This is a genomic window from Enterobacter cloacae complex sp. SYL003 (genome assembly GCF_049236925.1).
GTDB classification, from domain to species: Bacteria; Pseudomonadota; Gammaproteobacteria; order Enterobacterales; family Enterobacteriaceae; genus Enterobacter; species Enterobacter intestinihominis.
The window spans coordinates 272,080-296,731 of sequence record NZ_JBMKJK010000003.1 but is presented as its reverse complement, the minus strand read 5'-3'; the positions used below and the strand labels follow the sequence as shown (position 1 = coordinate 296,731).

17 protein-coding genes and 3 tRNA genes are annotated in these 24,652 nt (G+C 55.7%); 13 read left to right on the top strand and 7 right to left on the bottom strand.

Going from position 1 to position 24,652, the window contains the following annotated elements:
• Positions 1-54 precede the first annotated feature (54 nt).
• From ACOT1A_RS05965 to mutH, 3 genes are all read right to left on the bottom strand, one after another.
• Positions 55-1,095 (bottom strand): NADP(H)-dependent aldo-keto reductase, encoded by a 1,041-nt coding sequence (locus ACOT1A_RS05965; RefSeq protein WP_015571754.1) that lies wholly within the window; start codon positions 1,093-1,095, stop codon positions 55-57.
• A 132-nt stretch (positions 1,096-1,227) separates the two neighbouring features.
• Positions 1,228-1,446, bottom strand: coding sequence for a YgdI/YgdR family lipoprotein (locus ACOT1A_RS05960; protein ID WP_003862794.1), 219 nt, complete (start codon positions 1,444-1,446; stop codon positions 1,228-1,230).
• Positions 1,447-1,574: 128 nt separating this feature from the next.
• Positions 1,575-2,267 carry a DNA mismatch repair endonuclease MutH gene (mutH, locus tag ACOT1A_RS05955; RefSeq protein ID WP_022649239.1) on the bottom strand — a complete coding sequence of 231 codons (693 nt, stop codon included), beginning with the start codon at positions 2,265-2,267 and terminating at the stop codon, positions 1,575-1,577.
• 684 nt (positions 2,268-2,951) lie between these two features.
• On the opposite strand from mutH, the gene rppH reads away from it, so the two are divergent.
• The 12 genes from rppH to recD all read left to right on the top strand — a co-directional run bounded on the left by rppH (position 2,952) and on the right by recD (position 21,313).
• A complete protein-coding gene (rppH, locus tag ACOT1A_RS05950; protein ID WP_032622373.1) occupies positions 2,952-3,482 on the top strand; it encodes an RNA pyrophosphohydrolase in 531 nt (176 codons plus the stop codon).
• A gap of 12 nt (positions 3,483-3,494) precedes the next feature.
• Complete coding sequence (ptsP, locus tag ACOT1A_RS05945) at positions 3,495-5,741, top strand: phosphoenolpyruvate--protein phosphotransferase (RefSeq protein ID WP_023306854.1); 2,247 nt, start codon at positions 3,495-3,497, stop codon at positions 5,739-5,741.
• 227 nt (positions 5,742-5,968) lie between these two features.
• Entirely contained in the window at positions 5,969-6,844 is an 876-nt protein-coding gene (gene lgt / locus ACOT1A_RS05940) for a prolipoprotein diacylglyceryl transferase (RefSeq protein WP_022649236.1), read from the top strand.
• 6 nt (positions 6,845-6,850) lie between these two features.
• Positions 6,851-7,645 carry a thymidylate synthase gene (thyA, locus tag ACOT1A_RS05935; protein WP_276169914.1) on the top strand — a complete coding sequence of 265 codons (795 nt, stop codon included), beginning with the start codon at positions 6,851-6,853 and terminating at the stop codon, positions 7,643-7,645.
• Between the two features lie 184 nt (positions 7,646-7,829).
• Positions 7,830-8,294: a prepilin peptidase-dependent protein gene (locus ACOT1A_RS05930; RefSeq protein ID WP_045308825.1), complete on the top strand. Its 465-nt coding sequence runs from the start codon at positions 7,830-7,832 to the stop codon at positions 8,292-8,294.
• Positions 8,285-8,845 (top strand): prepilin peptidase-dependent protein, encoded by a 561-nt coding sequence (locus ACOT1A_RS05925; RefSeq protein ID WP_032626039.1) that lies wholly within the window; start codon positions 8,285-8,287, stop codon positions 8,843-8,845. The genes ACOT1A_RS05930 and ACOT1A_RS05925 overlap by 10 nt, the downstream gene beginning before the upstream one ends.
• Complete coding sequence (locus tag ACOT1A_RS05920) at positions 8,842-9,240, top strand: DUF2509 family protein (protein WP_038416622.1); 399 nt, start codon at positions 8,842-8,844, stop codon at positions 9,238-9,240. Before ACOT1A_RS05925 ends, ACOT1A_RS05920 begins: the two co-directional genes overlap by 4 nt.
• Entirely contained in the window at positions 9,225-9,548 is a 324-nt protein-coding gene (locus ACOT1A_RS05915; RefSeq protein ID WP_193131763.1) for a prepilin-type N-terminal cleavage/methylation domain-containing protein, read from the top strand. The genes ACOT1A_RS05920 and ACOT1A_RS05915 overlap by 16 nt, the downstream gene beginning before the upstream one ends.
• Before the next feature lie 12 nt (positions 9,549-9,560).
• Positions 9,561-12,935 carry an exodeoxyribonuclease V subunit gamma gene (gene recC, locus ACOT1A_RS05910; protein WP_063147432.1) on the top strand — a complete coding sequence of 1,125 codons (3,375 nt, stop codon included), beginning with the start codon at positions 9,561-9,563 and terminating at the stop codon, positions 12,933-12,935.
• Positions 12,936-13,074: 139 nt separating this feature from the next.
• Positions 13,075-15,957: a pitrilysin gene (ptrA, locus tag ACOT1A_RS05905; protein WP_276169915.1), complete on the top strand. Its 2,883-nt coding sequence runs from the start codon at positions 13,075-13,077 to the stop codon at positions 15,955-15,957.
• Entirely contained in the window at positions 15,954-19,496 is a 3,543-nt protein-coding gene (gene recB / locus ACOT1A_RS05900; RefSeq protein WP_276169916.1) for an exodeoxyribonuclease V subunit beta, read from the top strand. The genes ptrA and recB overlap by 4 nt, the downstream gene beginning before the upstream one ends.
• Positions 19,493-21,313: an exodeoxyribonuclease V subunit alpha gene (recD, locus tag ACOT1A_RS05895; protein WP_276169917.1), complete on the top strand. Its 1,821-nt coding sequence runs from the start codon at positions 19,493-19,495 to the stop codon at positions 21,311-21,313. The genes recB and recD overlap by 4 nt, the downstream gene beginning before the upstream one ends.
• 33 nt (positions 21,314-21,346) lie before the next feature.
• On the opposite strand, the gene argA is transcribed toward recD, so the two are convergent.
• The gene (gene argA / locus ACOT1A_RS05890; protein ID WP_022649227.1) at positions 21,347-22,678 is read right to left on the bottom strand and encodes an amino-acid N-acetyltransferase; all 1,332 of its coding nucleotides are present in this window, start codon (positions 22,676-22,678) and stop codon (positions 21,347-21,349) included.
• Between the two features lie 227 nt (positions 22,679-22,905).
• Here argA and amiC point away from each other — a divergent pair, with 227 nt between their 5' ends.
• Positions 22,906-24,159 (top strand): N-acetylmuramoyl-L-alanine amidase AmiC, encoded by a 1,254-nt coding sequence (gene amiC, locus ACOT1A_RS05885; RefSeq protein WP_022649226.1) that lies wholly within the window; start codon positions 22,906-22,908, stop codon positions 24,157-24,159.
• 89 nt (positions 24,160-24,248) lie between these two features.
• On the opposite strand, the gene ACOT1A_RS05880 is transcribed toward amiC, so the two are convergent.
• The 3 genes from ACOT1A_RS05880 to ACOT1A_RS05870 all read right to left on the bottom strand — a co-directional run bounded on the left by ACOT1A_RS05880 (position 24,249) and on the right by ACOT1A_RS05870 (position 24,567).
• Positions 24,249-24,325: transfer RNA gene (locus tag ACOT1A_RS05880), tRNA-Met, on the bottom strand.
• Between the two features lie 44 nt (positions 24,326-24,369).
• Positions 24,370-24,446, bottom strand: a tRNA-Met gene (locus ACOT1A_RS05875).
• A 44-nt stretch (positions 24,447-24,490) separates the two neighbouring features.
• Positions 24,491-24,567: transfer RNA gene (locus ACOT1A_RS05870), tRNA-Met, on the bottom strand.
• Between the last annotated feature and the right edge of the window lie 85 nt (positions 24,568-24,652).

Below are 24,652 nucleotides of genomic sequence, written 5' to 3'. Positions count from 1 at the left end.
CATCACGAAACGTAGGCCGGGTCAGGCGGAGCCGCCACCGGGCAAATCGTCAACTTAAGGTGCCGGGTAAGTATAAACCTGATGCACCGCTTCAATCTCCGCTAAGACCTCTTCACTCAGGTTCAGGTGGAAACTCTCAATATTGGTTTTTAACTGATCCATTGTCGTTGCGCCGAGCAGGGTACTTGCCACAAACGGCTGACGACGCACGAAGGCCAGCGCCATCTGCGCCGGATCGAGTCCGTGACGCTTCGCGATATCCACATAGGCCGCCACGGCTTTTTGTGTCTGCTCGCCGCTATAGCGGGTGAAGCGGCTGAAAAGCGTGTTACGCGCGCCAGCCGGTTTCGCGCCGTTCAGGTATTTGCCCGTCAGGGTTCCGAAGCCCAGGCAAGAGTAGGCGAGCAGCTCCACCTCTTCGTACTGCGTCACTTCCGCGAGACCCACTTCATAACTGCGGTTCAGCAGGCTGTACGGGTTCTGGATGGTCACGATCCGCGGCAGGTCGTGTTTATCGGCCAGATGCAGATAGCGCATTACGCCAAACGCCGTCTCGTTGGAAACGCCGATGTAGCGGATCTTACCCGCGCGCTGGCATTCCGTGAGCGCCTCCAGTGTTTCCAGCAGGGTGACGGCCGGAGCACTCTCGTTCCAGGTGTAGCCAAGCTTACCGAAGCAGTTCGTCGGACGCTGCGGCCAGTGCACCTGATAAAGATCGAGATAGTCGGTTTGCAGGCGCTTGAGGCTGGCATCCAGCGCAGCACGGATATTCTTGCGATCGAGGATCTGGTTAGGGCGGATCCCGGCATCGTTATTACGGGAAGGGCCGCTAACCTTAGAAGCGATGACCAGCTTTTCGCGATTGCCGCGTTTCGCCAGCCAGTTGCCGACATACGTTTCGGTAAGACCTTGAGTTTCCGGGCGGGGAGGAACTGGGTACATCTCCGCCACGTCAATCAGGTTAATGCCCTGGCTGACGGCGTAATCGAGTTGTGCATGGGCATCGGCTTCGCTGTTTTGTTCACCAAATGTCATGGTGCCTAACCCCAGCTGGCTGATCTCCAGAGCGCTATGGGGGATACGGTGATAATGCATAGCCGGTTTCCTTTTTTAGACATACAGACCGCGTCAGGAACCTCCCGACAAAGGAATATAAACATGGCAGAGGGAAGGCAAAAGGGGAAGGAAAAAATCAAAAAGGCCAGCAAGCTACTGACCTTTATCTGTTTAACGCTCGATGATCTGGGAGACTTCGTCGCGATTAATTTGCATTTGATTGCCTTCGCGATCGCGGTAACTCACCAGACCGGTATCGTCGTCGACTTCGGGTTTGCCATCGGTCAGGATCATACGACCATCTTTCGTTGACATGACATAGTCGCTGCTACAACCCGATACCGCAAACGCTAAACCGACTGCTGAGATAATTACTGCCCATTTTTTCATCGTTCTCATCCTCACCTGGCTCGTATCAAATCATAGTGTAGTAATAACCTGATATTACGACAGGTGAAAGGGGGGAAATCTTAAAAAGGAGGAGATTATGCTAGCCGGAGCGCAAAATTGGTAAAAAACTATGTTTTCAACAGGAAGTGTCGTGCCAGCAGTGCACCGGTGAAATTCTTTTTAAGATAGAAGCCGCGCGGCAGCGTCAGGATCGGTTCGCCCTGTGCACCTACCGCTTCAGTGAGCGCTTTGCTGTTGGCGGCTTTGGGACGGAGTTGCAGCACTTCGCCATGCCGGGCGGTGATCTGCTCAACCTGTCCTAGCACAATCATGTCCATCAGCTCTTCCCAGTCCTGGGAAAGCTGTCTCTCTTCTTCTTCATCCGGGCTCCAGAGCAGCGGGGCGCCAACGCGACGCTCTGCCAGCGGGATCTGCCTGTCACCCTCAACGGGTACCCACAACACCCGCTTCAGCTTATGCCTGACGTGGCTGGTTTCCCATGTCACTCCGCTATTACCCGTTAGCGGCGCAACGCAGACAAAGGTAGTTTCCAGTGGCCGCCCCAGGCTATCAATGGGGATCGTCTTCAGTTCCACCCCCAGCGCCGCAAAATCTTGCTCGGGTTTACTGCCCGCGCTTGCGCCCAGCCAACGTTCAAGCAACACGCCGATCCAGCCTTTATCGCGCTTCAGATCGTTGGGTATCGTCAACCCCGCCATCACGGCCAGCTCGCCCAGTGCATAGCCTGCCAGACGTTGTGCCTGCTGGAGCAACTGGGCTTCACTGACGGGAGGAGAGAGCAGTGGGGCGAGAGAATGCATGCTGACAACCTTTTGGTTAAAAAATGAACTGATATTTTATCCCTTGTGGATAGAGTTTACTTTTTTCTGAGTACATATTCCATGTGGATGATTTATATTATGTTTTTTAGGAATGTATCCCGTCGCGCCATGGCTAAAAAACAGGTTGTGCAATTCTGGTCACTGACAATAAACAGGATCTTACACCATGTTATCCACAGAAAAATGGGATAACTGCGAATAACCGCCACTACTGTTTCAATTTACAGCCTTGACGTGCGATGAAAATCGAATTTTCACACAAATTGTGCCTAACTTATTGGCACAATCTGTGGATAAAATCGACGCTGTTCGATCTTTCATCACCAGGAAGATCTTTGATGTGACGATCGTCACGTTAATCGCCTCTGATACCCTAAATTTACGTTTAACTAGATGAATTTAAATAATTTATTTTAAGTGATGAAAGTTGCCGATTCGCCGGGCCACAAGGTTGTTCATTGGTAATTCCATACTTCTTCACAACTATATCCACAGAAAAGGTGAATAAAAATGGTCTCAGTCGCCCTCATCTGTTTATAACTCCTCACAAAATTGTGAGTTATTCAAATGTTATTAGGTTGCAGGCCTGTAAGAGAGTGGTTTACCGCCTCCCTGTAGTGTGAAACAATCATTCATATATCAGATTTAGTTTGGGGTAGTCCGGTGATTGATGACGATGGCTACCGCCCAAACGTAGGAATAGTAATTTGTAATCGTCAGGGCCAGGTGATGTGGGCCAGGCGATATGGTCAGCACTCCTGGCAGTTCCCGCAAGGCGGGATCAATCCTGGAGAGTCCCCAGAACAAGCGATGTACCGGGAGCTGTTTGAAGAGGTTGGTTTAAGCCGAAAAGATGTTCGCATCCTGGCTTCGACCCGCAACTGGTTGCGTTACAAGTTACCGAAACGTTTGGTGCGTTGGGACACAAAGCCGGTTTGTATCGGCCAGAAACAGAAGTGGTTTCTTTTGCAGTTGGTGGGCAACGATTCAGATATCAATATGCAAACCAGCAGCACGCCAGAGTTTGATGGCTGGCGCTGGGTAAGCTACTGGTATCCGGTTCGTCAGGTCGTGTCATTCAAGCGCGATGTATACCGTAGGGTGATGAAAGAGTTCGCAAGTGTCGTGATGCAGCTTCAGGAGACGACTCCGAAGCCACAGAGCGCACCTGCCTGGCGACGTAAAAGAGGTTAAGCTACGCAAATCATGCTCACCCGCTTGCGAGAAATAGTTGAAAAGGTCGCCAGTGCGCCTCGCCTCAACGAGGCGCTGAATATTCTGGTGACGGACATCTGTCTTGCGATGGAAACCGAGGTCTGTTCGGTCTACCTGGCCGACCATGACCGACGTTGCTACTACCTTATGGCAACCCGCGGATTAAAAAAACCACGGGGACGTACCGTCACGCTCGCGTTTGATGAAGGTATTGTTGGCCTGGTCGGGCGACTGGCGGAGCCAATCAACCTTGCCGATGCGCAAAAACACCCCAGCTTCAAATATATCCCTTCCGTCAAAGAAGAGCGTTTCCGCGCGTTTCTTGGCGTACCGATTATTCAGCGCCGCCAGCTGCTTGGCGTGCTTGTTGTTCAGCAGCGCGAGCTACGCCAGTACGATGAAAGCGAGGAGTCCTTCCTCGTCACGCTGGCAACGCAGATGGCGGCGATCCTCTCTCAGTCCCAACTGACAGCCCTTTTTGGTCAGTATCGTCATACGCGTATTCGCGCGCTTCCGGCCTCGCCGGGGGTCGCTATTGCCGAAGGCTGGATGGATGCCACGCTCCCGCTGATGGAGCAGGTCTACGAAGCCTCGACGCTGGATGAGGCGCTTGAGCGCGAACGGCTCACCGCTGCGCTGGAAGAGGCGGCGAATGAGTTTCGTCGCTACAGCAAACGCTTTGCCGCTGGCGCGCAAAAAGAGACGGCGGCCATTTTCGATCTCTACTCACACCTGCTTTCCGATGCGCGTTTGCGTCGTGAGTTATTTGCCGAGGTCGATAAGGGGTCGGTGGCAGAGTGGGCGGTTAAAAAGGTCATTGAAAAATTTGCCGAGCAGTTTGCGGTACTGACTGACGGCTATCTGAAAGAGCGCGCCGGCGATTTACGCGCGCTTGGGCAACGTCTGCTGTTCCACCTCGATGATACTATTCAGGGGGCGAATGCCTGGCCGAACCGGTTTGTGCTGGTGGCCGATGAACTCTCGGCGACGACGCTGGCGGAATTACCGCAGGACAGGCTGGCGGGCGTGGTGGTGCGCGATGGCGCAGCTAACTCTCATGCCGCCATTATGGTGCGTGCGCTCGGTATTCCGACCGTGATGGGGGCGGATATTCAGCCCTCCGTACTGCATCGCCGCACGCTGGTGGTGGACGGATATCGCGGTGAGTTGCTGGTGGATCCTGAGCCGGTTCTTCTTCAGGAGTACCAGCGTCTTATCAGCGAAGAGAATGAATTAAGCAAGCTGGCGGAAGATGACGTCAACCTGCCCGCGCAGCTCAAGAGCGGTGAGCGGGTGAAGGTGATGCTCAACGCGGGGTTAAGCCCCGAGCATGAAGAGAAGCTCGGCAGCCGCATCGATGGCATTGGTCTCTACCGCACCGAAATACCGTTCATGCTGCAAAGCGGCTTCCCGTCAGAAGAGGAGCAGGTTGCGCAGTATCAGGGCATGTTGCAGATGTTTAACGACAAACCCGTCACGTTGCGCACCCTCGACGTCGGCGCGGATAAGCAACTGCCCTATATGCCCATCAGTGAAGAGAATCCCTGCCTCGGCTGGCGTGGGATCCGCATTACCCTCGATCAGCCGGAAATTTTCCTTATCCAGGTTCGTGCGATGCTGCGTGCCAACGCGGCCACGGGGAATCTCAGCATTTTGCTGCCGATGGTCACCAGTATTGACGAGATCGACGAAGCGCGGCGGTTGATTGAACGTGCAGGGCGCGAAGTGGAAGAGATGATCGGCTACGCGATCCCTAAACCCCGTATTGGCGTGATGCTGGAAGTGCCTTCGATGGTCTTTATGTTACCGCAGCTGGCGACCCGCGTTGATTTTATCTCCGTTGGCACCAACGACTTAACGCAATACATTCTGGCGGTCGATCGCAACAATACGCGCGTGGCCAGTATCTACGACAGCCTGCATCCGGCGATGCTTCGTGCCCTGGCGATGATCGCCCGCGAAGCCGAGCAGCATAATATCGACCTGCGCCTGTGCGGTGAAATGGCCGGCGATCCGATGTGCGTGGCGATCCTGATTGGCCTCGGTTTCCGTCACCTGTCAATGAACGGACGTTCCGTTGCGCGTGTGAAATACCTGTTACGTCACATCGAACAAGATGAGGCGCATGAGCTGGCCGCGCGAAGCCTGGAGGCACAGCTGGCAGCCGAAGTGCGCCATCAGGTGGCGGCGTTTATGGAGCGACGCGGCATGGGCGGTTTGATCCGCGGCGGCCGCTGATCCCCACAAAATAATGACTGCTCGGACGTCCCCCTCTCCCTTGAGGAAGAGTATGGGGTGAGGGGGAACAGCGCGCATAAAACCCTATACACATCTTTTACATCTCAGGCGCATCCTCCGCGCCTGCCTTATGCTATGATTCGCAACTTTGGAGCACCTGCCAACGGCGGGAATGCAATTCAGCCGCTGTCCACTTTCAGCGGAATAACAACATCTTGTGGTGACAGATGAACAGTGGTTATCTGCATTTTCCGGAATTCGATCCGGTTATTTTCTCAATAGGACCTGTAGCGCTTCACTGGTACGGACTGATGTACCTGGTGGGCTTCGTCTTTGCCATGTGGCTTGCTGGTCGTCGCGCCAGTCGTCCGGGCAGCGGCTGGACGAAGAACGAAGTGGAAAACCTGCTTTATGCTGGCTTTCTTGGCGTATTCCTGGGCGGGCGCATCGGCTATGTCCTGTTCTACAACTTCCCGGTATTCCTGAACGACCCGCTCTATCTGTTCCGCGTCTGGGACGGCGGCATGTCCTTCCACGGCGGACTGATTGGTGTGATCCTCGTGATGGTGATCTTCGCCAAACGCACCAAACGTAACTTCTTCCAGGTGGCTGATTTTATTGCGCCATTAATCCCGTTTGGGCTGGGTGCAGGGCGTCTGGGCAACTTCATCAACGGTGAACTCTGGGGGCGTGTCGATCCGAGCGTGCCGTTTACCATGCTGTTCCCGGGCTCCCGCGCAGAGGATATCGCGCTGCTGCCTTCGCATCCTGAGTGGCAGTCCATTTTCGATACCTACGGCGTTCTGCCGCGTCATATGTCTCAGCTTTATGAGCTGGCGCTGGAAGGTGTGGTGCTGTTTATCATCCTGAATCTGTATATCCGCAAACCGCGCCCAATGGGGGCAGTATCTGGTCTGTTCCTGATTGGCTACGGCGCGTTTCGTATCATCGTCGAGTTCTTCCGCCAGCCGGATGCACAGTTTACCGGCGAGTGGGTACAGTACATCAGCATGGGGCAGATCCTCTCCATTCCGATGATTGTCGCGGGTGCCATTATGATGATTTGGGCGTATCGTCGTCGTCCACAGCAACAACTTTCCTGAGGAATCATGAAACAGTATTTTGAATTGATGAAAAAAGTGCTCGACGAGGGCACGCCGAAAAACGACCGCACCGGCACCGGTACGCTCTCCATTTTTGGCCACCAGATGCGCTTCAATCTGCAAGAAGGCTTCCCTCTGGTGACGACGAAGCGCTGCCATCTGCGCTCGATCATTCATGAACTGCTTTGGTTCCTGCAAGGCGATACCAACGTTGCTTATCTGCATGAAAACAATGTCTCCATCTGGGACGAGTGGGCAGATGAGAACGGCGACCTGGGGCCGGTTTACGGCAAGCAATGGCGCGCGTGGCCTACCCCGGACGGCCGCCATATCGACCAGATCACGACCGTCATGAACCAGCTGAAAAATGACCCGGACTCGCGCCGTATCATTGTTTCTGCCTGGAACGTGGGTGAACTGGATAAAATGGCGCTGGCGCCTTGCCACGCGTTTTTCCAGTTCTACGTGGCGGACGGCAAACTCTCCTGCCAGCTGTATCAACGCTCCTGCGACGTGTTCCTCGGCCTGCCGTTTAACATCGCCAGCTACGCGCTGTTAGTGCACATGATGGCGCAGCAGTGCGATCTTGAAGTGGGCGATTTTGTCTGGACGGGCGGTGATACCCACCTCTACAGCAATCATATGGAACAGACGCATCTCCAGCTGACGCGCGAACCGCGTGCATTGCCGAAGCTTGTGATCAAACGCAAACCGGACTCGATCTTCGATTACCGTTTTGATGACTTCGAGATTGAAGGCTACGACCCGCATCCTGGCATCAAAGCTCCTGTCGCCATCTGATACGGCGAATCCTGACACAACCGGTGCTCTTTAGCGCCGGTTTTTTTTCGCGCTCGTTTTGTTCTTCGAGCCTGTTTCCAGAGACGATGTAACGCGTTGCAACGGGTGAAAATCTCCGGAAAGCGGCTCGTAATGTTCTGGTTTAACGCTCGCGCCTTTTCTACCATTCCGCCACACTCCCGCCATGAAAAACGAACATGGCTTTACGCTTATCGAAACCCTTTTCGCCATCTCGCTGGTTGTGATCCTCAGCGCGACGGGTCTTTATGGCTGGGACAGCTGGCAACAGCGGCAGCGGCTCTGGCAGACAGCCTGTCAGGTGCGGGATTACCTGGCGTTCTTGCGAAACGACGCAAATCGTCACAACAGCGAGCACAGGATCGCGCTTCACGCTGACGGGAATCAGGCCTGCCTTGTCAGCGCTGTGGTCCCGGGCTGCGACAGCGGCGGCCCGTTCGTGATGAAACCGTTATGGCCGGAGGTCACGCTGAGCGACGTAACGCCTGCGCTGGGATTTTACGGCTTAAGGGATACCGCATGGGCCGGACATATTCGCGTGCAGAGCCGCGCCGGTGCGTGGTGGGTTATTGTCTCAAATGGCGGACGTATCAGGCTGTGTGATGCCGCAGGAGAAGGTGCATGCCAGTAAAACAAAAAGGGTTCTCCCTGCTGGAGGTCCTGATTGCGATGACGATAAGCAGTATTCTGTTACTCAGCACGTCACGTTTTTTACCGGGGCTACAGCGGGGTGTTTTACTGCAATCCGGGCAACGGGAGCTGGAAGATGAGGTGTGGCAACGCCTGCTTGCGATGGGTAAACAGCTCCAGCGAGCAGGATACTGTGCAGGGCATTGTCAGGGGCAAGGGTTAATTATCGGCAGGCAAGGGCGATGTGCAATTGTGCAATGGGATGCAAACAGCAACGGCCAGTGGGATAGCACCGCGTCAGAAAATGACAGCACGGGATTTCGGCTTGAGTCCGGAACGCTCGAAACGCTGCGGGGCGCGACATCCTGTGAAGGTAAGGGATGGGATAAGCTCACTGACCCGGATCGGGTCCTGATAGAGCAGTTTATGGTCACTAAAACCGATCGTGCTGGCTTTGCGCCGGTCATCAGTATCGAGCTGCGTGCCCGCCGCAAAGGTGAACTGACTGCACCCTTTTCGGCTCGCCACACCGTAACGGGGTTTAATCTGTGAATCGTCAGCGGGGCATGTCATCGCTGGCGCTGGTCTTGCTATTGCTGGTGCTCGGCACGCTGATCCTCACCGGATTAAACCAGCAGTTGCAAACCTTTAGTACGTTGGTGAATGGCGAGAGTTTGTCTGTTCGCCAGCAGGCTGCCTTGCAATCTGCACTGGAGTGGGGACGCGTTCAGGACTGGGCTTTACGGCCAGAGGTTCAGTGCAAGCAGACACAAGGTCTGCGGGTCTGTGTAAGGCTGTTTGAGGAGCGTGTTTTGCTTATTGCCGGAAATGACGATCTGTTGCTATGGCGAGGCGGGGATATCGCGGAAGGACAAATACGCTTTTCTGCCCACGGCTGGAGCGACTTCTGCCCCCTTAAGGAAAGTGCGCTATGTCAGTTACCCTGAGCAGACAAAAAGGATTTAGCATGGTTGAGGCTTTGCTGGCAATGATGTTGCTGGTTGTAGTTGTGACGGCGTTATCCGGATATCATCGCGCGCTGGCAGCCCGGTATGCGGCGCTTAGCCAGTATCGCCAGCTATGGCATCATGCGTGGAATCAGTCGCAGATCTCAACATTAACGCTCCCGCCGGGCTGGCAGGTCAGTCGGGGGCAGACAACACAGTCCGGATGTGTCAGCATCACGGTCACACTTATTTCTCCTCTGGGGCGGCAGGGCGCGTTGACGCGTCTGCATTGCCCGGTTAGCCGCTAGTCGGGAGCGTTTATGCTAAGGGTTTACCACTCAAATCGTCTGGATGTGCTGGAAGCACTGATGGAGTATATCGTTGAGCAAGAGCGTCTTGACGATCCGTTTGAGCCAGAAATGGTGCTGGTGCAGAGCACCGGTATGGCGCAGTGGCTACAAATGTCCCTTTCGCAGAAGTTTGGCATTGCGGCGAATATCGATTTTCCGCTGCCCGCGAGCTTTATCTGGGAGATGTTTGTACGCGTCCTGCCGGATATTCCTGAGCAGAGTGCCTTCAACAAACAAAGCATGGCCTGGAAACTGATGACGCTGCTGCCGGACATGCTGGCGCATGATGAGTTCGCCATGCTGCGCCACTATCTGAATGACGACACCGACAAGCGCAAACTTTTTCAGCTGGCCTCACGCACTGCTGACCTCTATGACCAGTATCTGGTTTACCGCGCAGAATGGCTGATTCGCTGGGAAGCGGGAGAATTAGTCGATGGGTTACCGGAAGCGCAAATCTGGCAGGCGCCGCTCTGGAAAGCGCTGGTCGAGCATACCGGGCAGCTCGGTCAGCCTAAATGGCACCGTGCTAACTTGTACGATCGCTTTATCTCAACACTTGAGAACACCGCAGAACGGCCAGCCCGTTTGCCGTCACGCGTGTTCATTTGCGGTATCTCCGCGCTGCCGCCTGTCTACCTGAACGCGCTAAAAGCGCTCGGTAAGCACATTGATATCCATATCCTCTTTACCAACCCATGTCGGCACTATTGGGGAGATATTCAGGATCCGCGCTGGCTTTCACGGCTGGTCACCCGCCAGCGTAAACGCCTCTTTGAGGAACGCGCCGTGCCGCTGTTTAAAGACACTGAAAACGCGGCGCAGCTTTTCGATGAAGAGGGGATTCAGAACCTGCCGAACCCGCTACTTGCCTCGTGGGGCAAGCTGGGGCGCGACTATATTTATCTGCTTTCAGATATCACCTCCTCGGGAGAGGGGGACGTGGACGCGTTTGCGGATATTACGCCGGACAGCCTGCTGCACAATATTCAGCTTGATATTCTGGATTTAGAAAACCGTGCCGTGGCCGGGATCACTGCCGAGGAGTTTGCGCGAAGCGATAAGAAGCGAAAACTGGATCCTGACGATCGCAGTATCGCGATCCACGTTTGCCACAGCCCACAGCGTGAAGTTGAAATTCTTCATGACCGCCTGTTGGCCATGTTGCAGGACGACCCAACCCTGACACCCCGCGATATCGTGGTGATGGTGGCGGATATCGACAGCTACAGCCCGTTTATTCAGGCTGTATTTGGCAGCGCAACGGGCGACCGCTATCTTCCCTACGCGATCTCTGACCGCCGTGCTCGTCAGTCACACCCGGCGCTACAGGCCTTTATCAGCCTGCTTTCGCTGCCTGATAGTCGGTTTATCTCTGAGGATGTGCTGGCATTACTGGATGTGCCTGTTCTGGCCGCACGGTTCAGCATTAACGAAGAGGGCTTGCGCTACCTGCGCCAGTGGGTCAACGAATCCGGCGTCCGCTGGGGAATCGACGATGATAACGTCCAGGAGTTTGAGCTGCCCGCGACTGGCCAGCATACCTGGCAGTTTGGCCTGACGCGTATGCTGCTGGGGTATGCGATGGAGAGCATCCACGGCGAATGGAATGACGTGCTGCCGTACGATGAGTCCAGTGGGTTAATTGCGGAACTGGTTGGTCACTTAGCCTCGCTGCTGATGCAGCTCAACCGCTGGCGCCGTGCATTGATGCAGCCCCGCCCACTCGAAGAGTGGCTGCCGATTTGCCGCGAAATGCTAAATGACTTCTTCCTGCCGGACAGCGAAACGGAAGCCGCCATGGCGCTTATCGAGAAGCAGTGGCAGGCCATCGTTGATGAGGGGGTTAATTCGCACTATCACGAGGCGGTTCCCCTTTCGCTTCTGCGTGATGAGCTGACGCAACGTCTCGATCAGGAGCGCATCAGCCAGCGCTTCCTTGCTGGGCCGGTGAATATCTGCACCCTGATGCCGATGCGTTCAATCCCGTTCAAAGTAGTCTGTCTGCTTGGCATGAACGACGGTATTTATCCACGTGCGCTGCCACCCCTTGGCTTTGATCTCATGAGCGCACAGCCGAAGCGGGGCGACCGCAGCCGCCGCGATGATGACCGTTATCTCTTCCTTGAGGCGCTGATGTCTGCGCAAAGCAGGCTTTATATCAGCTATATCGGCCGTTCAATTCAGGACAACAGCGAGCGTTTCCCGTCCGTGCTGGTGCAGGAGCTGGTGGACTACATCGGGCAGAGTCACTATCTGCCGGGCGATGAGGCCTGTAACTGCGACGAAAGCGAACGTCGGGTGAAAGCGCATATTACCTGTCACCATAGCCGTATGCCGTTTGATCCTGTCAATTACGTTCCTGATGAACTGCAAAGCTACGCCCGCGAGTGGCTTCCCGCTGCGAAGAACGCGGGCACACCGCAAACCGATTTCATTCAGGCGCTCGAACCGCGCGCCATAGACACCCTTACGTTTGAGCAGCTGCAGCGCTTTTGGGCCCATCCGGTTCGGGCTTTTTTCCAGCAACGCTTGCAGGTGAACTTCCGCTCGGAAGAGAGCGAAATCCCTGATGCGGAACCGTTTATTCTTGATGGACTGGAGCGTTTTAAGCTTAATTCCCAGCTTTTGAATGCGCTGGTTGACGAAGAAGACGCCAGTAAACTGTTCCGACGTTACAGGGCGTCGGGATTACTGCCGTATGGTGCGTTCGGCGAAATCGTCTGGGATGCCCAGTGTGAGGAGATGCAAGCGCTTGCTGACCGGGTTATCGCGTGTCGGCAACCGGCGAGCAGCATTGAAATTGATCTCGATTGTAACGGTATGCACCTCAGCGGCTGGCTCACGCACGTGCAGTCTGACGGGCTGCTACGCTGGCGCCCATCTATGCTCAGCGTTTCACATGGCCTGCAACTCTGGCTCGAACATCTTGTCTACAGTGCGAGTGGTCACGAAGGCGAAAGCCGGTTGTTTGTACGTAAGGACGGCGAGTGGCGCTTCCCGCCGATGGAGCCTGAGCAGGCGTTGACGTATCTGTCGCTTTATATTGAAGGTTATCGTCAGGGCATGAACAAGCCTCTGCTTTTGCTGCCTGAAAGTGGGGGGGCATGGATAAAAGCCTGTTACGACGCGCAGAATGATGCCATGTTAACGGATGAGGCTTCGCTCCAGAAAGCGCGCAGCAAGTTTTTGCAGGCCTACGAAGGGAACATGATGGTACGTGGCGAGGGCGACGATGTCTGGTATCAACGTTTATGGCGAACGCTGGAGCCAGAATATTTCGACATTATCACGGAAGAGGCGCAACGCTACCTGTTACCGTTGTTCAAATTTAAGCAGTCCTGAGTGCTGTATAAAAATTGCACAGCACGGGGTGTTCATTTATGATGCACCTCTTATCACGGACTGATGTACCCAAAGAAAGAGATGCTGGCGTGTCCAGCACGCACGTTGTTAATGATGTAGCCGTGATAAAGAGGTCGTAATGCCAGGCAGCACCTTGTTCAAAGCATTTGTTTTGTTTATCGCCCTTTGGGCTCCCGTCACTCAGGCCGATTCCGGTTGGCAACCTGTCCAGGAAACAATCCGTAAGAGCGATAAGGACACCCGTCAGTATCAGGCGATTCGTCTTGATAACGGGATGACCGTGCTGCTGGTTTCCGATCCTCAGGCGGTTAAATCGCTCTCCGCACTGGTTGTGCCGGTGGGGTCGCTGGAAGATCCTGACGCCCATCCGGGACTGGCGCACTACCTTGAGCACATGACGCTGATGGGGTCTAAAAAATACCCACAGCCTGACAGCCTGTCCGAATTTCTGAAAATGCATGGCGGCAGCCACAACGCCAGCACTGCGCCGTATCGTACCGCGTTTTACCTGGAAGTGGAAAATGATGCGCTTGACGGGGCGGTGGACCGTCTGGCGGATGCCATCGCCGCACCGCTGCTGGATAAAAAATATGCTGACCGGGAACGCAACGCCGTAAACGCCGAACTGACGATGGCGCGCACGCGAGACGGTATGCGCATGGCGCAGGTTAGCGCTGAAACCATCAATCCGGCGCATCCGGGTTCGCGCTTCTCAGGCGGCAACCTTGAAACGCTGAGCGACAAGCCGGGTAGCCCGGTGCTCGATGCGCTGCATGCGTTTCGTGAAAAATACTATTCCGCCAATCTGATGAAAGCGGTTATTTACAGCAATAAACCGTTGCCGACGCTGGCAAACATGGCTGCGCAGACCTATGGCAGGGTGCCAAATAAAAATATCGATCTGCCGCAGATTAACGTGCCGGTTGTCACGGACGCGCAAAAAGGCATTGTTATTCACTATGTGCCGGCCTTGCCGCGCAAGGTGTTACGCGTTGAATTCCGTATTGATAACAACACGGCGCAGTTCCGCAGCAAAACCGACGAGCTGGTGACTTATCTTATCGGTAACCGCAGCCCGGGTACGCTCTCCGACTGGCTGCAAAAGCAGGGGCTGGTGGAAGGTATTCGCGCTGACTCCGATCCCGTCGTAAACGGGAATAGCGGCGTGCTGGCCATCTCCGCGACGCTGACCGATAAAGGGCTGGCTCACCGTGACGACGTCGTTGCGGCCATTTTCAGTTATCTCTCTCTGCTGCGCGACAAAGGCGTCGATAAACGCTACTTCGACGAGCTGGCGCACGTGCTGGATCTCGATTTCCGCTATCCCTCTATTACGCGTGATATGGACTACGTCGAGTGGCTGGCAGATACCATGATCCGCGTGCCGGTGGAACATACGCTGGATGCGGTAAATATTGCCAATCAGTATGACGCCGGGGCGCTCAAAGCGCGTCTGGCGATGATGACTCCGCAGAATGCCCGCGTCTGGTATATCAGCCCGAACGAACCGCATAACAAAATGGCCTACTTCGTTGATGCCCCGTATCAGGTTGAAAAAATCAGCGAACAGACCTTCGCGGGCTGGCAGAAAAAGGCGGGGGAAATTGCGCTGAAGTTACCGGAGCTTAACCCCTACATCCCGGACGATTTCTCGCTGATCAAACCCGCAAAGGCCTATCCGCATCCGGAGCTGATTGTTGATGAGCCGACGCTGCGCGTGGTCTACACCCCAAGCCGCTATTTCGGCGACGAGCCAAAAGCGGATGTCAGCGTAGTGCTGCGTAATCCTAAAGCAATGGACAGCGCCAGAAACCAGGTGCTGTTTGCGCTTAACGATTATCTGGCCGGTATTGCCCTCGATCAGCTCAGCAACCAGGCTGCCGTTGGCGGTATCAGTTTCTCCACCAATGCCAATAACGGTCTGATGGTGAATGCCAACGGCTATACCCAGCGTTTGCCGCAGCTGTTCCAGGCGCTGCTGGACGGTTATTTCAGCTATACGCCTACGGAAGAACAGCTCGAGCAGGCTAAGTCCTGGTATGCCCAGATGATGGATTCTGCCGAGAAGGGTAAAGCCTACGATCAGGCGATTATGCCAGCACAGATGTTGTCCCAAATTCCTTATTTCCAGCGCGAAGATCGCCGCGCGTTATTGCCCTCAGTCACCTTAAAAGAGGTGCTGGCTTACCGTGATTCGCTGAAAACCAATACTCGTCCGGAGTTCCTGGTTGTAGGGAACATGAGCGAAGATCAGGCTAAAACGCTGGCACAAAACGTGCGTGCGCAACTGGGTTCAAAAGGCGATGAGTGGTGCCGTAACCAGGATGTGCTGGTAGAGAAAAAGCAGAATGCGATCTTCGAAAAAGCGGGAAGCAGCACGGATTCCGCGCTGGCCGCGGTGTTTGTCCCTGTCGGATATGACGAATTTACCAGCTCTGCCCAGAGTGCGGTGCTCGGTCAAATTATTCAGCCGTGGTTTTACAACCAGCTGCGCACCGAAGAGCAGCTGGGTTATGCGGTATTCGCTTTCTCGATGAATGTGGGCCGTCAGTGGGGGGTGGGCTTCCTTCTGCAAAGCAGCGACAAACAACCTGCTTACCTGTGGCAACGTTATCAGGCATTCTTCCCGCAGGCGGAAGCAAAACTGCGCGCCATGAAGCCGGAAGAGTTTGCCCAGATCCAGCAGGCGGTTATCGCCCAGGTGATGCAACCGCCGCAGACGCTGGGTGAAGAGGCCTCGCAGCTGAGCAAAGATTTTGATCGCGGTAATATGAAATTTGATTCGCGTGATAAAATAGTGGCCGAAATAAAACAGCTGACGCCACAAAAAGTTGCCGATTTCTTCCATCAGGCGGTAGTAAAACCGCAGGGTATGGCCATCCTGTCTCAGGTTTCTGGCAGCCAGAACGGGAAAACGGACTACGTAAAATCAAAAGAGTGGACCGTCTGGAAGAGCGTCAGCGCGCTGCAACAAACTATGCCCTGGAGTAAGAAAGAATGACCCATACCGCTGAGCCGCTTGATCCCCTAAGTTTACCTCTACAGGGTGAGCGACTGATTGAAGCCTCAGCGGGAACGGGAAAAACCTATACCATCGCCGCGCTCTATCTGCGTCTGCTGTTGGGGCTCGGCGGCAACGCCGCTTTTTCGCGCCCGTTAAGCGTGGAAGAGCTGCTGGTGGTAACTTTCACCGAAGCGGCCACTGCCGAGCTGCGTGGCCGTATTCGCAGCAACATTCATGAGCTGCGCATCGCCTGTCTGCGTCAGACGACGGATAACCCCCTCTATGCGAGCCTGCTGGACGAGATTGCGGATAAGCAACAGGCTGCGCAATGGCTGCTGCTGGCCGAACGGCAAATGGATGAAGCGTCCGTCTTCACCATTCACGGTTTTTGTCAGCGCATGCTGAGCCTGAATGCGTTTGAATCCGGCATGCTCTTTGAGCAGCAGCTTATTGAAGATGAATCCGAGCTTCGCTATCAGGCCTGTGCGGATTTCTGGCGTCGTCACTGTTATCCGTTGCAGCGCGACATTGCTGAAGCGGTTCACGCCCTGTGGAAAGGTCCGGAAGAGCTTCTTCGCGCCATCGACCGTTACCTGCAAGGCGAAGCGCCGGTCATTAAATCTCCTCCGCCTGCCGATGAAACGCTGGCCTCGCGCCATGAAAAGATCGTCGCCAAAATTACCGCGCTTAAGCAGAAGTGGAATGAGTCGGTTGGTGAAATTGATGCAATCATCGAAAACTCAGGCATCGACAGACGCAAGTTCAACCGTGGGAACCAGGGGAAGTGGATCGAAAAGATCAGCGCCTGGGCCCAGGAGGAGACGCGGGGTTACCAGCTTCCGGACGCACTGGAAAAATTTTCGCAGCGCTTTTTGACCGAGCGAACCAAAGCCGACGGTATTGTGCCTGAGCATCCCCTGTTTGTGGCGATTGAAGCGTTGCTTGCGGAGCCATTAACGCTCAATGACCTGATGATCACCCGCGCCATGACGGAGATCCGCCAGGCCGTCGCGCGCGAAAAACGTCGCCGGGGCGAGCTGGGGTTTGATGACATGCTGAGCCGCCTGGACGAAGCCCTGTCCAGCGAGAATGGTGAAGCGCTCGCCAGCGCGATCCGTACCCGTTTTCCGGTGGCGATGATTGACGAATTTCAGGACACCGACCCCCAGCAGTACCGCATTTTTCGCCGCATCTGGCGACAGCAGCCCGACACTGCCCTGCTGCTGATAGGCGACCCTAAACAGGCCATTTACGCCTTCCGTGGGGCAGATATCTTCACCTATATGAAAGCCCGTAGTGAGGTTGTCGCGCATTACACGTTAGATACCAACTGGCGCTCCGCTCCGGGGATGGTTGAGAGCGTCAATGCGCTGTTCAGCCGTATGGAGACGGCATTCATGTTCAATGAAATCCCATTCCTGCCGGTGAAATCCGCCCCAAAAAACGCATCCCTGCGCTTCGAAGTCAGCGGTGCGGTGCAACCCGCCATGACCTTCTGGCTGCTTGAGGGGGAAGGCTATGGCGTTACCGATTATCAGGCGGCGATGGCCCAGCACTGCGCCGCGCAAATCCGTGACTGGCTAAGCGCAGGCGCGCGCGGCGAGGCACTGCTGTGGAAGGGGGAACAGGCATATCCTGTAAAGGCCTCTGATATTACCGTGCTGGTGCGCAGTCGTCAGGAAGCGGCGTTAATCCGCGATGCGCTAACGTTGCTGGATATTCCGTCAGTGTATCTCTCTAACCGCGACAGCGTGTTCGACACGCTGGAAGCCCAGGAAATGCTCTGGTTGCTTCAGGCGGTGCTGGCGCCGGAGCGCGAAAATACGCTTCGAAGCGCGCTGGCCAGTTCTATGCTGGGGTTGAACGCACGGGATATTGATGAACTCAACCATGACGAAAACGCATGGGATGCGGTGGTAGAAGAGTTTGTCCATTACCGTGAACGCTGGCAAAAGCGCGGCGTCATGGCGATGCTGCGCGAGCTGATGACATGGCGTCAGATTGCCGAAAATATGCTGGCGACATCCGGCGGTGAAAGGCGTCTGACCGATATTTTACACATCAGCGAACTGTTACAGGAAGCGGGTACCCAGCTTGAAAGTGAACATGCCCTTGTGCGTTGGCTGGCGCAGCAAATCGCGGATCCAAACAGTAACTCTTCAAGCCAGCAGATGCGTCTTGAGAGCGATAAGCATCTGGTGCAAATCGTCACCATTCACAAATCCAAAGGTCTCGAATATCCGCTGGTCTGGCTGCCTTTCATCGCGAACTACCGGGTTCAGGATCAGGCCTTTTACCATGACCGCGAGACTTTCGATGCGGTGCTCGATCTCAGCAAGGCGGAGACCAGCGTTGAACTGGCAGAAGCGGAGCGTCTGGCGGAGGATTTGCGCCTGCTTTACGTGGCGCTGACCCGTTCTGTCTGGCATTGCAGCCTGGGCGTCGCCCCGGTTTTCCGCCGTCGCGGGGAGAAAACAGGGGAAAGCGATTTCCATTTAAGCGCGTTAGGGCGGCTTATTCAGCGTGGCGAGCCGAAAGATGCGGCGGGGTTGCGCCTCTGCATTGAGTCGCTCTGCGGTGACGATATCGCACTGCATATCCCATCTCTGCCAGACAATAGCCGCTGGCAAATGGCGCAAGAGCCCGCGACCGACCTTAATGCGCGCCAGATCACGCGGGTGCTTGCCGACGACTGGCGCGTCACCAGCTATTCTGGCCTGCAACAGCACGGGCAAAGTATTGCGCTGGATCTCATGCCGAAGCTGGACGTGGATGCCGCAGGGGTGGGTGATATTCCGGTTGAACCGACGTTAACTCCGCATCAGTTCCCACGCGGCGCGTCGCCGGGCACCTTTTTGCACAGCCTCTTTGAAGAGCTTGATTTTACTCAGCCTGTCAGTGAGGAGTGGGTGCTGAAGATGCTACAGAGCGGGGGCTATGACGCGCACTGGCAGCCCGTTCTCACTGACTGGATCAACGCCATTTTGCAGGCACCGCTGACTGAGCAGGGCTTCGCTCTTCGTCAGCTAACGGCCAGAAATAAACAGGTTGAGATGGAGTTTTATCTGCCTGTCGCAGGCCCGCTTAAGGCCGACGCGCTCGATGCGCTTATCCGTCAGTACGATCCGCTCTCAGCCGGTTGCCCGCCGCTGAACTTCCGTCAAGTGCAGGGCATGCTGAAAGGCTTTATCGACCTGGTCTTCCGTCACGAAGGACGGTACTACCTGCTGGATTACAAATCGAACTGGCTGGGCGAGAACAGCGAAGCCTATACCCAGCAGGCGATGGCGGCAGCCATGCAAATGCATCGCTACGATCTGCAATATCAGCTCTACACGCTAGCGCTGCACCGCTATTTGCGCCACCGTATTGCGGATTACCGCTACGACGATCATTTTGGTGGCGTCATCTACCTCTTCTTGCGCGGGGTCGACGCTGCCGATCCGCGCTCCGGGATCTTCAGCACCCGTCCGGATGCGGAATTGATTAATAAAATGGATAACCTGTTTGCAGCAAACACGGAGGAGATGGCATGACGATGCAGGACTTATTGCTGGAAGCGGTAGAGCAACGCGTGCTGCGTCAGCTGGATGTGCAGTTTGCCATGATGATTGCCGCTGACCAGCCCGCCGTGATGCTTGCCGCTGCCCTATTGAGTAAAGACGCCGGAGAGGGGCATGTGTGTCTGCCGCTCTCGCGTCTGGTTGTTGACGAGAAAATGCCGCCTGTCCTCCAGTCCTGCTTTGCGCTGCTGGGGGAGAGGGTGGACTGGCAGAAAATTTTGCGCGAATCGTCGGCCGTCGGGCCGGGAGAAAACCAGGCGCCGCTGATCCTGACGGGGGAGCGCTTATATCTGAACCGTCTGTGGCGAAACGAACTGACGGTAGCGCGTTTCTTTAGTGAGACCAACGCGCCGCTTCCCTGCGACGAAGCGCAGCTTCGCCAGACACTGGACAGGCTGTTTGACTCCGGTGAGACTACAGACTGGCAGAAAGTGGCGGCGGCCGTCGCCCTGACGCGGCGGATTTCGGTGATTTCAGGTGGCCCGGGGACCGGGAAAACCACGACCGTCGCAAAGCTGCTGGCAGCCCTGATCCAGCTATCAGGCGAGCAGCGATGTCGTATTCGTCTGGCGGCGCCCACCGGGAAAGCAGCGGCGCGACTGACCGAATCACTGGGCGGTGCGATGCAACAGCTGCCGCTCACTCAGGAGCAGCTTACGCTTTTCCCGGGTGAAGCGAGTACCCTGCACCGTCTGCTCGGCGCGCAGCCGGGTAGCCAGCGGCTGCGCTACCATGCGGGTAATCCGCTGCATCTGGACGTGCTGGTGGTGGATGAAGCCTCCATGATTGACCTGACCATGATGTCGCGCCTGATCGATGCTCTGCCGCCGCATGCGCGCGTGGTTTTCCTGGGCGATCGCGACCAGCTCGCCTCCGTGGAAGCCGGGGCGGTACTGGGGGATATCTGTACCTACGCCAGCTACGGTTATACCGCCGCGCGGGCGCAGGAGCTTGCCCGCCTGACCGGCTGCTCGCTTGAACCCGATCACTCGCCAGTCGCAGGCGCACTGCGTGACAGCCTGTGCCTGCTGCAAAAAAGCTACCGTTTCGGTAGCGACTCCGGCATCGGCCAGCTGGCTGCGGCGGTCAACCGTGGCGATCGGCATGCCACGCGCACAGTGTTTGACGGCTCTTTCACTGACATTGAAAAGAAATCGCTGCAAAGCGGGGAAGAGTATCAGGCTATGCTTGAGGAGGCTCTCCAGGGATACCAGCGTTTTCTGAGCTGCGTGCAGCAGCGCAGTCAGCCCGGGCAGGTCATTGCCGCATTTGGCGAATACCAGCTTCTGTGCGCATTGCGGGAAGGGCCGTTCGGCGTTGCGGGCCTGAACGACAGGCTGGAGCAGCTGCTTGTGCAGAAACGCAAAATTAACCGTCAGCAGCATTCGCGATGGTATGAAGGCCGGCCAGTGATGATCTCCCGCAACGACAGTACGCTGGGGCTGTTCAACGGGGATATCGGTATTGCGCTCGATCGCGGTAACGGTTTGCGCGTCTGGTTTCAGCTGCCGGACGGCAGCGTGAAGTCCGTCCAGCCCAGCCGTCTGCCAGAGCATGAAACGGCATGGGCGATGACGGTACACAAGTCTCAGGGCTCAGAGTTCAACCATGCGGCGCTGATCCTGCCGACTCAGCTTTCGCCGGTCGTAACCCGTGAGTTGGTCTACACCGCCGTTACCCGTGCGCGCCAGCGTCTGTCGCTGTATGCGGATGAGCGCGTGCTGGGTCAGGCGATTGCCACTCGCACCGAGCGCAGAAGCGGATTAAGCGCGATTTTTGAATCTGTCTGAGTAATCACCCTCTCCGACAGGAGAGGGTGATTGTTATCCCAGGTCCGCCATTAACACCTTCGAGCGGCGCTGGTAGTTGTACATCTCTTTCTTACTTTCCGGCAGAGAATCAATATCCACCGGCGTGAAGCCGCGCTCCTGGAACCAGTGAATGCTGCGCGTGGTGAGCACGAACAGCTTGCTCAGACCCATCTGGCGCGCCTGTGCCGCCACGCGTTCAAGCAGCAGTTCCCCCCGCGAGGAGCTACGGTAATCCGGGTGCACGGCAACGCACGCCATTTCGCCAATCTGCTCTTCCGGGAACGGATAAAGCGCCGCACAGGCAATGGTCAGGTTATCTCGCTGGATGATGGTGAACTTGTCGATCTCCATCTCCAGCTGCTCGCGGGAGCGGCGAACCAGAATGCCCTGTTGTTCCAGCGGACGGATCAGCTCCAGAATGCCGCCGATGTCATTGATGGTGGCACGGCGGATCTGCTCGGCGCTCTCCATTACGATCTGCGTACCGATCCCGTCCCGGGAGAACAGTTCCTGCAACAGCGCGCCGTCTTCCTGATAGCTGATCAGGTGGCTGCGGCGTACCCCGCTGCGGCACGCTTTGACGGCGCCGCGCAGAAAACGCACGGTACCGGAATAGTAATCGCCTTGTGCTTCCAGCGCTTCGACGCGCGCCTGGGCTTCATTCGGAAAAAGTTCTGGCACAATCACGCCCTCATCGTTCACGACACCCTGTGAGGAGCAAAAGCCGATCATTTTTTCCGCTTTCAGCTTGATGGCCAGCTGGGTGGCAATCTCTTCTGAGGTCAGATTAAAACTTTCACCCGTTACGGAAACGGCAACGGGTCCCATCAGGACGATCGCGCCATTGTCTAACTGGCGGTGAATGGCTTCTTCATCAATGCGCCGGATGCGGCCGCTGTGGCAGTAATCCACGCCATCGTCCACGCCGAGCGGCTGAGCGATGATAAAGTTGCCGCTCACCACGTTGATGTGCGCGCCCTGCAGCGGCGTATTACTCAGGCTCATCGACAGGCGGGCGGTGATATCGAGCTGCAACAGACCCGCCGCCTGTTTGACCAGTTCGAGGGTTTTCGCATCCGTCACGCGGGTATGTTTGTGGTAGATCGGCTCATGGTGATGGGCGGCCAGGTTGGCTTCGATTTGCGGACGTGCGCCATACACCACCACCAGACGGATGCCGAGGCTGTGCAGCAGGCCGATATCATTGACGATACTGGAAAAGTTCTCATGCTCAATGGCTTCGCCGCCAAGCATGATGACAAAGGTTTTCCCCCGATGGGTGTTGATATAGGGAACAGAATGGCGGAATCCCTGGACCAGTTCGGTTCTGCGTTCCTTAACCATGACACAACCCTTAATGAATGTTTATTCGTTATTTATGTATTTTTATTCGATTGTGGCCGCGTGTGCAAGCCAAAATTTTCTGCGACACACAGAAAATAATAAGTAATCCGTGCGTTAACGTATGATTGTTTACCCTTTTATAGATGACAGTTTATGCGTCATTCGTTAAAGTTTTCGGTCAATTTGGGCGTTTTGTTCATCAATCAGATTTCTTGCTCGGGAGAAGCATGTCGGGATCCAATTCAGCAATAAGCCGCCGCCGCCTGTTAAAAGGGGCCGGGGCGATGTGGTTGCTTAGCGTCAGCCAGGTGGGTCTTGCCGCCACAAGCCAGGTAGTCGCGGTGCGCGTCTGGCCGTCGTCGACCTATACGCGCGTGACGGTCGAGTCCAACCGCGTGCTGAAATACAAACAATTTGCCCTCAGCAATCCTGAACGTGTGGTGGTTGATCTCGAAGGTGTGAATCTCAACTCCGTGCTTAAAGGCATGGCGGCGCAGATCCGTGGCGACGATCCTTTTATCAAATCGGCGCGCGTCGGGCAGTTCGATCCGCAAACCGTGCGCATGGTGTTTGAGCTGAAGCAGAACGTGAAACCGCAGCTCTTTGCCCTTGCGCCTGTTGCTGCCTTTAAGGAGCGCCTGGTAATGGATCTCTATCCGGCGAATGCAACGGATATTCAGGATCCGCTCCTGGCGTTACTTGAAGATTACAACAAAGGCGATCTCCAGCGGCAGGTCCCACCTGCGCAAAGTGGTCCTAAGCCGGGCAGGGCGGGGCGCGATCGTCCGATTGTGATCATGCTCGATCCTGGCCACGGCGGAGAAGATTCCGGCGCCGTTGGGAAATATCACACCCGTGAAAAAGATGTGGTGCTGCAAATTGCCCGTCGTCTGAAGGCGTTAATCGACAAAGAGGGCAATATGCGCGCCTACATGACGCGCAACGAAGATGTCTTTATCCCGCTGAAGGTCCGCGTGGCGAAAGCGCAGAAGCAGCGCGCGGATCTGTTTGTCTCTATTCATGCGGACGCCTTCACCAGCCGCCAGCCGAGCGGATCGTCGGTGTTTGCCCTGTCAACGAAAGGGGCGACCAGTACCGCCGCGAGATACCTGGCGGACACGCAGAACGCCTCGGATTTAATCGGTGGCGTGAGTAAAAGCGGGGATCGTTACGTCGACCATACGCTGTTTGATATGGTGCAGTCGCTGACCATTACCGACAGTCTGAAGTTTGGTAAAGCGGTGCTGGGCAAACTGGGCCGGGTCAACAAGCTGCACAAAAACAGCGTCGAGCAGGCCGGATTTGCAGTACTGAAAGCGCCAGATATTCCGTCCATTCTGGTCGAAACCGCGTTTATCAGTAACGTGCAAGAGGAACGCAAGCTCAAGACGGCTAAATTCCAGCAGGAAGTGGCGGAGTCGATTCTGGCGGGTATTCGGGCCTATTTCTCAGACGGGGAAACGCTGGCGCGGCGGGGATAGGGTATTACGCCGGGTATCTCGCCCGGCACTTTCACAAACGGCAGATACAAAAAAACACCCTTAAGGGTGTTTATTGTTTTAAGAAGTGTTGGTTGCGGGGGCCGGATTTGAACCGACGACCTTCGGGTTATGAGCCCGACGAGCTACCAGGCTGCTCCACCCCGCGTCCGTCTTTCTACAGTCGTAGAAGATACTTCATCAAATTTTAATTGGTTGCGGGGGCCGGATTTGAACCGACGACCTTCGGGTTATGAGCCCGACGAGCTACCAGGCTGCTCCACCCCGCGTCCGTCTTTCTACAGTCGTAGAAGATACTTCATCAAATTTTAATTGGTTGCGGGGGCCGGATTTGAACCGACGACCTTCGGGTTATGAGCCCGACGAGCTACCAGGCTGCTCCACCCCGCGTCCGTGGAAGCGCACTATACTCGGATAGGTTTGTGATGCAACCCCTTTTTCGCATAATTCATTATTTTGTATGCAAAATGAACGG

Bases quoted from the DNA above. Each gene is read 5' to 3' on its own strand.
- ACOT1A_RS05925 (WP_032626039.1), top strand. From the start codon at position 8,285: ATGCCAGTAAAACAAAAAGGGTTCTCCCTGCTGGAGGTCCTGATTGCG.
- lgt (WP_022649236.1), top strand. From the start codon at position 5,969: ATGAACAGTGGTTATCTGCATTTTCCGGAATTCGATCCGGTTATTTTC.
- recC (WP_063147432.1), top strand. From the start codon at position 9,561: ATGCTAAGGGTTTACCACTCAAATCGTCTGGATGTGCTGGAAGCACTG.
- ptrA (WP_276169915.1), top strand. From the start codon at position 13,075: ATGCCAGGCAGCACCTTGTTCAAAGCATTTGTTTTGTTTATCGCCCTT.
- recD (WP_276169917.1), top strand. From the start codon at position 19,493: ATGACGATGCAGGACTTATTGCTGGAAGCGGTAGAGCAACGCGTGCTG.
- ACOT1A_RS05965 (WP_015571754.1), bottom strand. From the start codon at position 1,095: ATGCATTATCACCGTATCCCCCATAGCGCTCTGGAGATCAGCCAGCTG.
- ptsP (WP_023306854.1), top strand. From the start codon at position 3,495: ATGCTCACCCGCTTGCGAGAAATAGTTGAAAAGGTCGCCAGTGCGCCT.
- thyA (WP_276169914.1), top strand. From the start codon at position 6,851: ATGAAACAGTATTTTGAATTGATGAAAAAAGTGCTCGACGAGGGCACG.
- recB (WP_276169916.1), top strand. From the start codon at position 15,954: ATGACCCATACCGCTGAGCCGCTTGATCCCCTAAGTTTACCTCTACAG.
- argA (WP_022649227.1), bottom strand. From the start codon at position 22,678: ATGGTTAAGGAACGCAGAACCGAACTGGTCCAGGGATTCCGCCATTCT.
- ACOT1A_RS05930 (WP_045308825.1), top strand. From the start codon at position 7,830: ATGAAAAACGAACATGGCTTTACGCTTATCGAAACCCTTTTCGCCATC.
- amiC (WP_022649226.1), top strand. From the start codon at position 22,906: ATGTCGGGATCCAATTCAGCAATAAGCCGCCGCCGCCTGTTAAAAGGG.
- mutH (WP_022649239.1), bottom strand. From the start codon at position 2,267: ATGCATTCTCTCGCCCCACTGCTCTCTCCTCCCGTCAGTGAAGCCCAG.
- ACOT1A_RS05960 (WP_003862794.1), bottom strand. From the start codon at position 1,446: ATGAAAAAATGGGCAGTAATTATCTCAGCAGTCGGTTTAGCGTTTGCG.
- ACOT1A_RS05915 (WP_193131763.1), top strand. From the start codon at position 9,225: ATGTCAGTTACCCTGAGCAGACAAAAAGGATTTAGCATGGTTGAGGCT.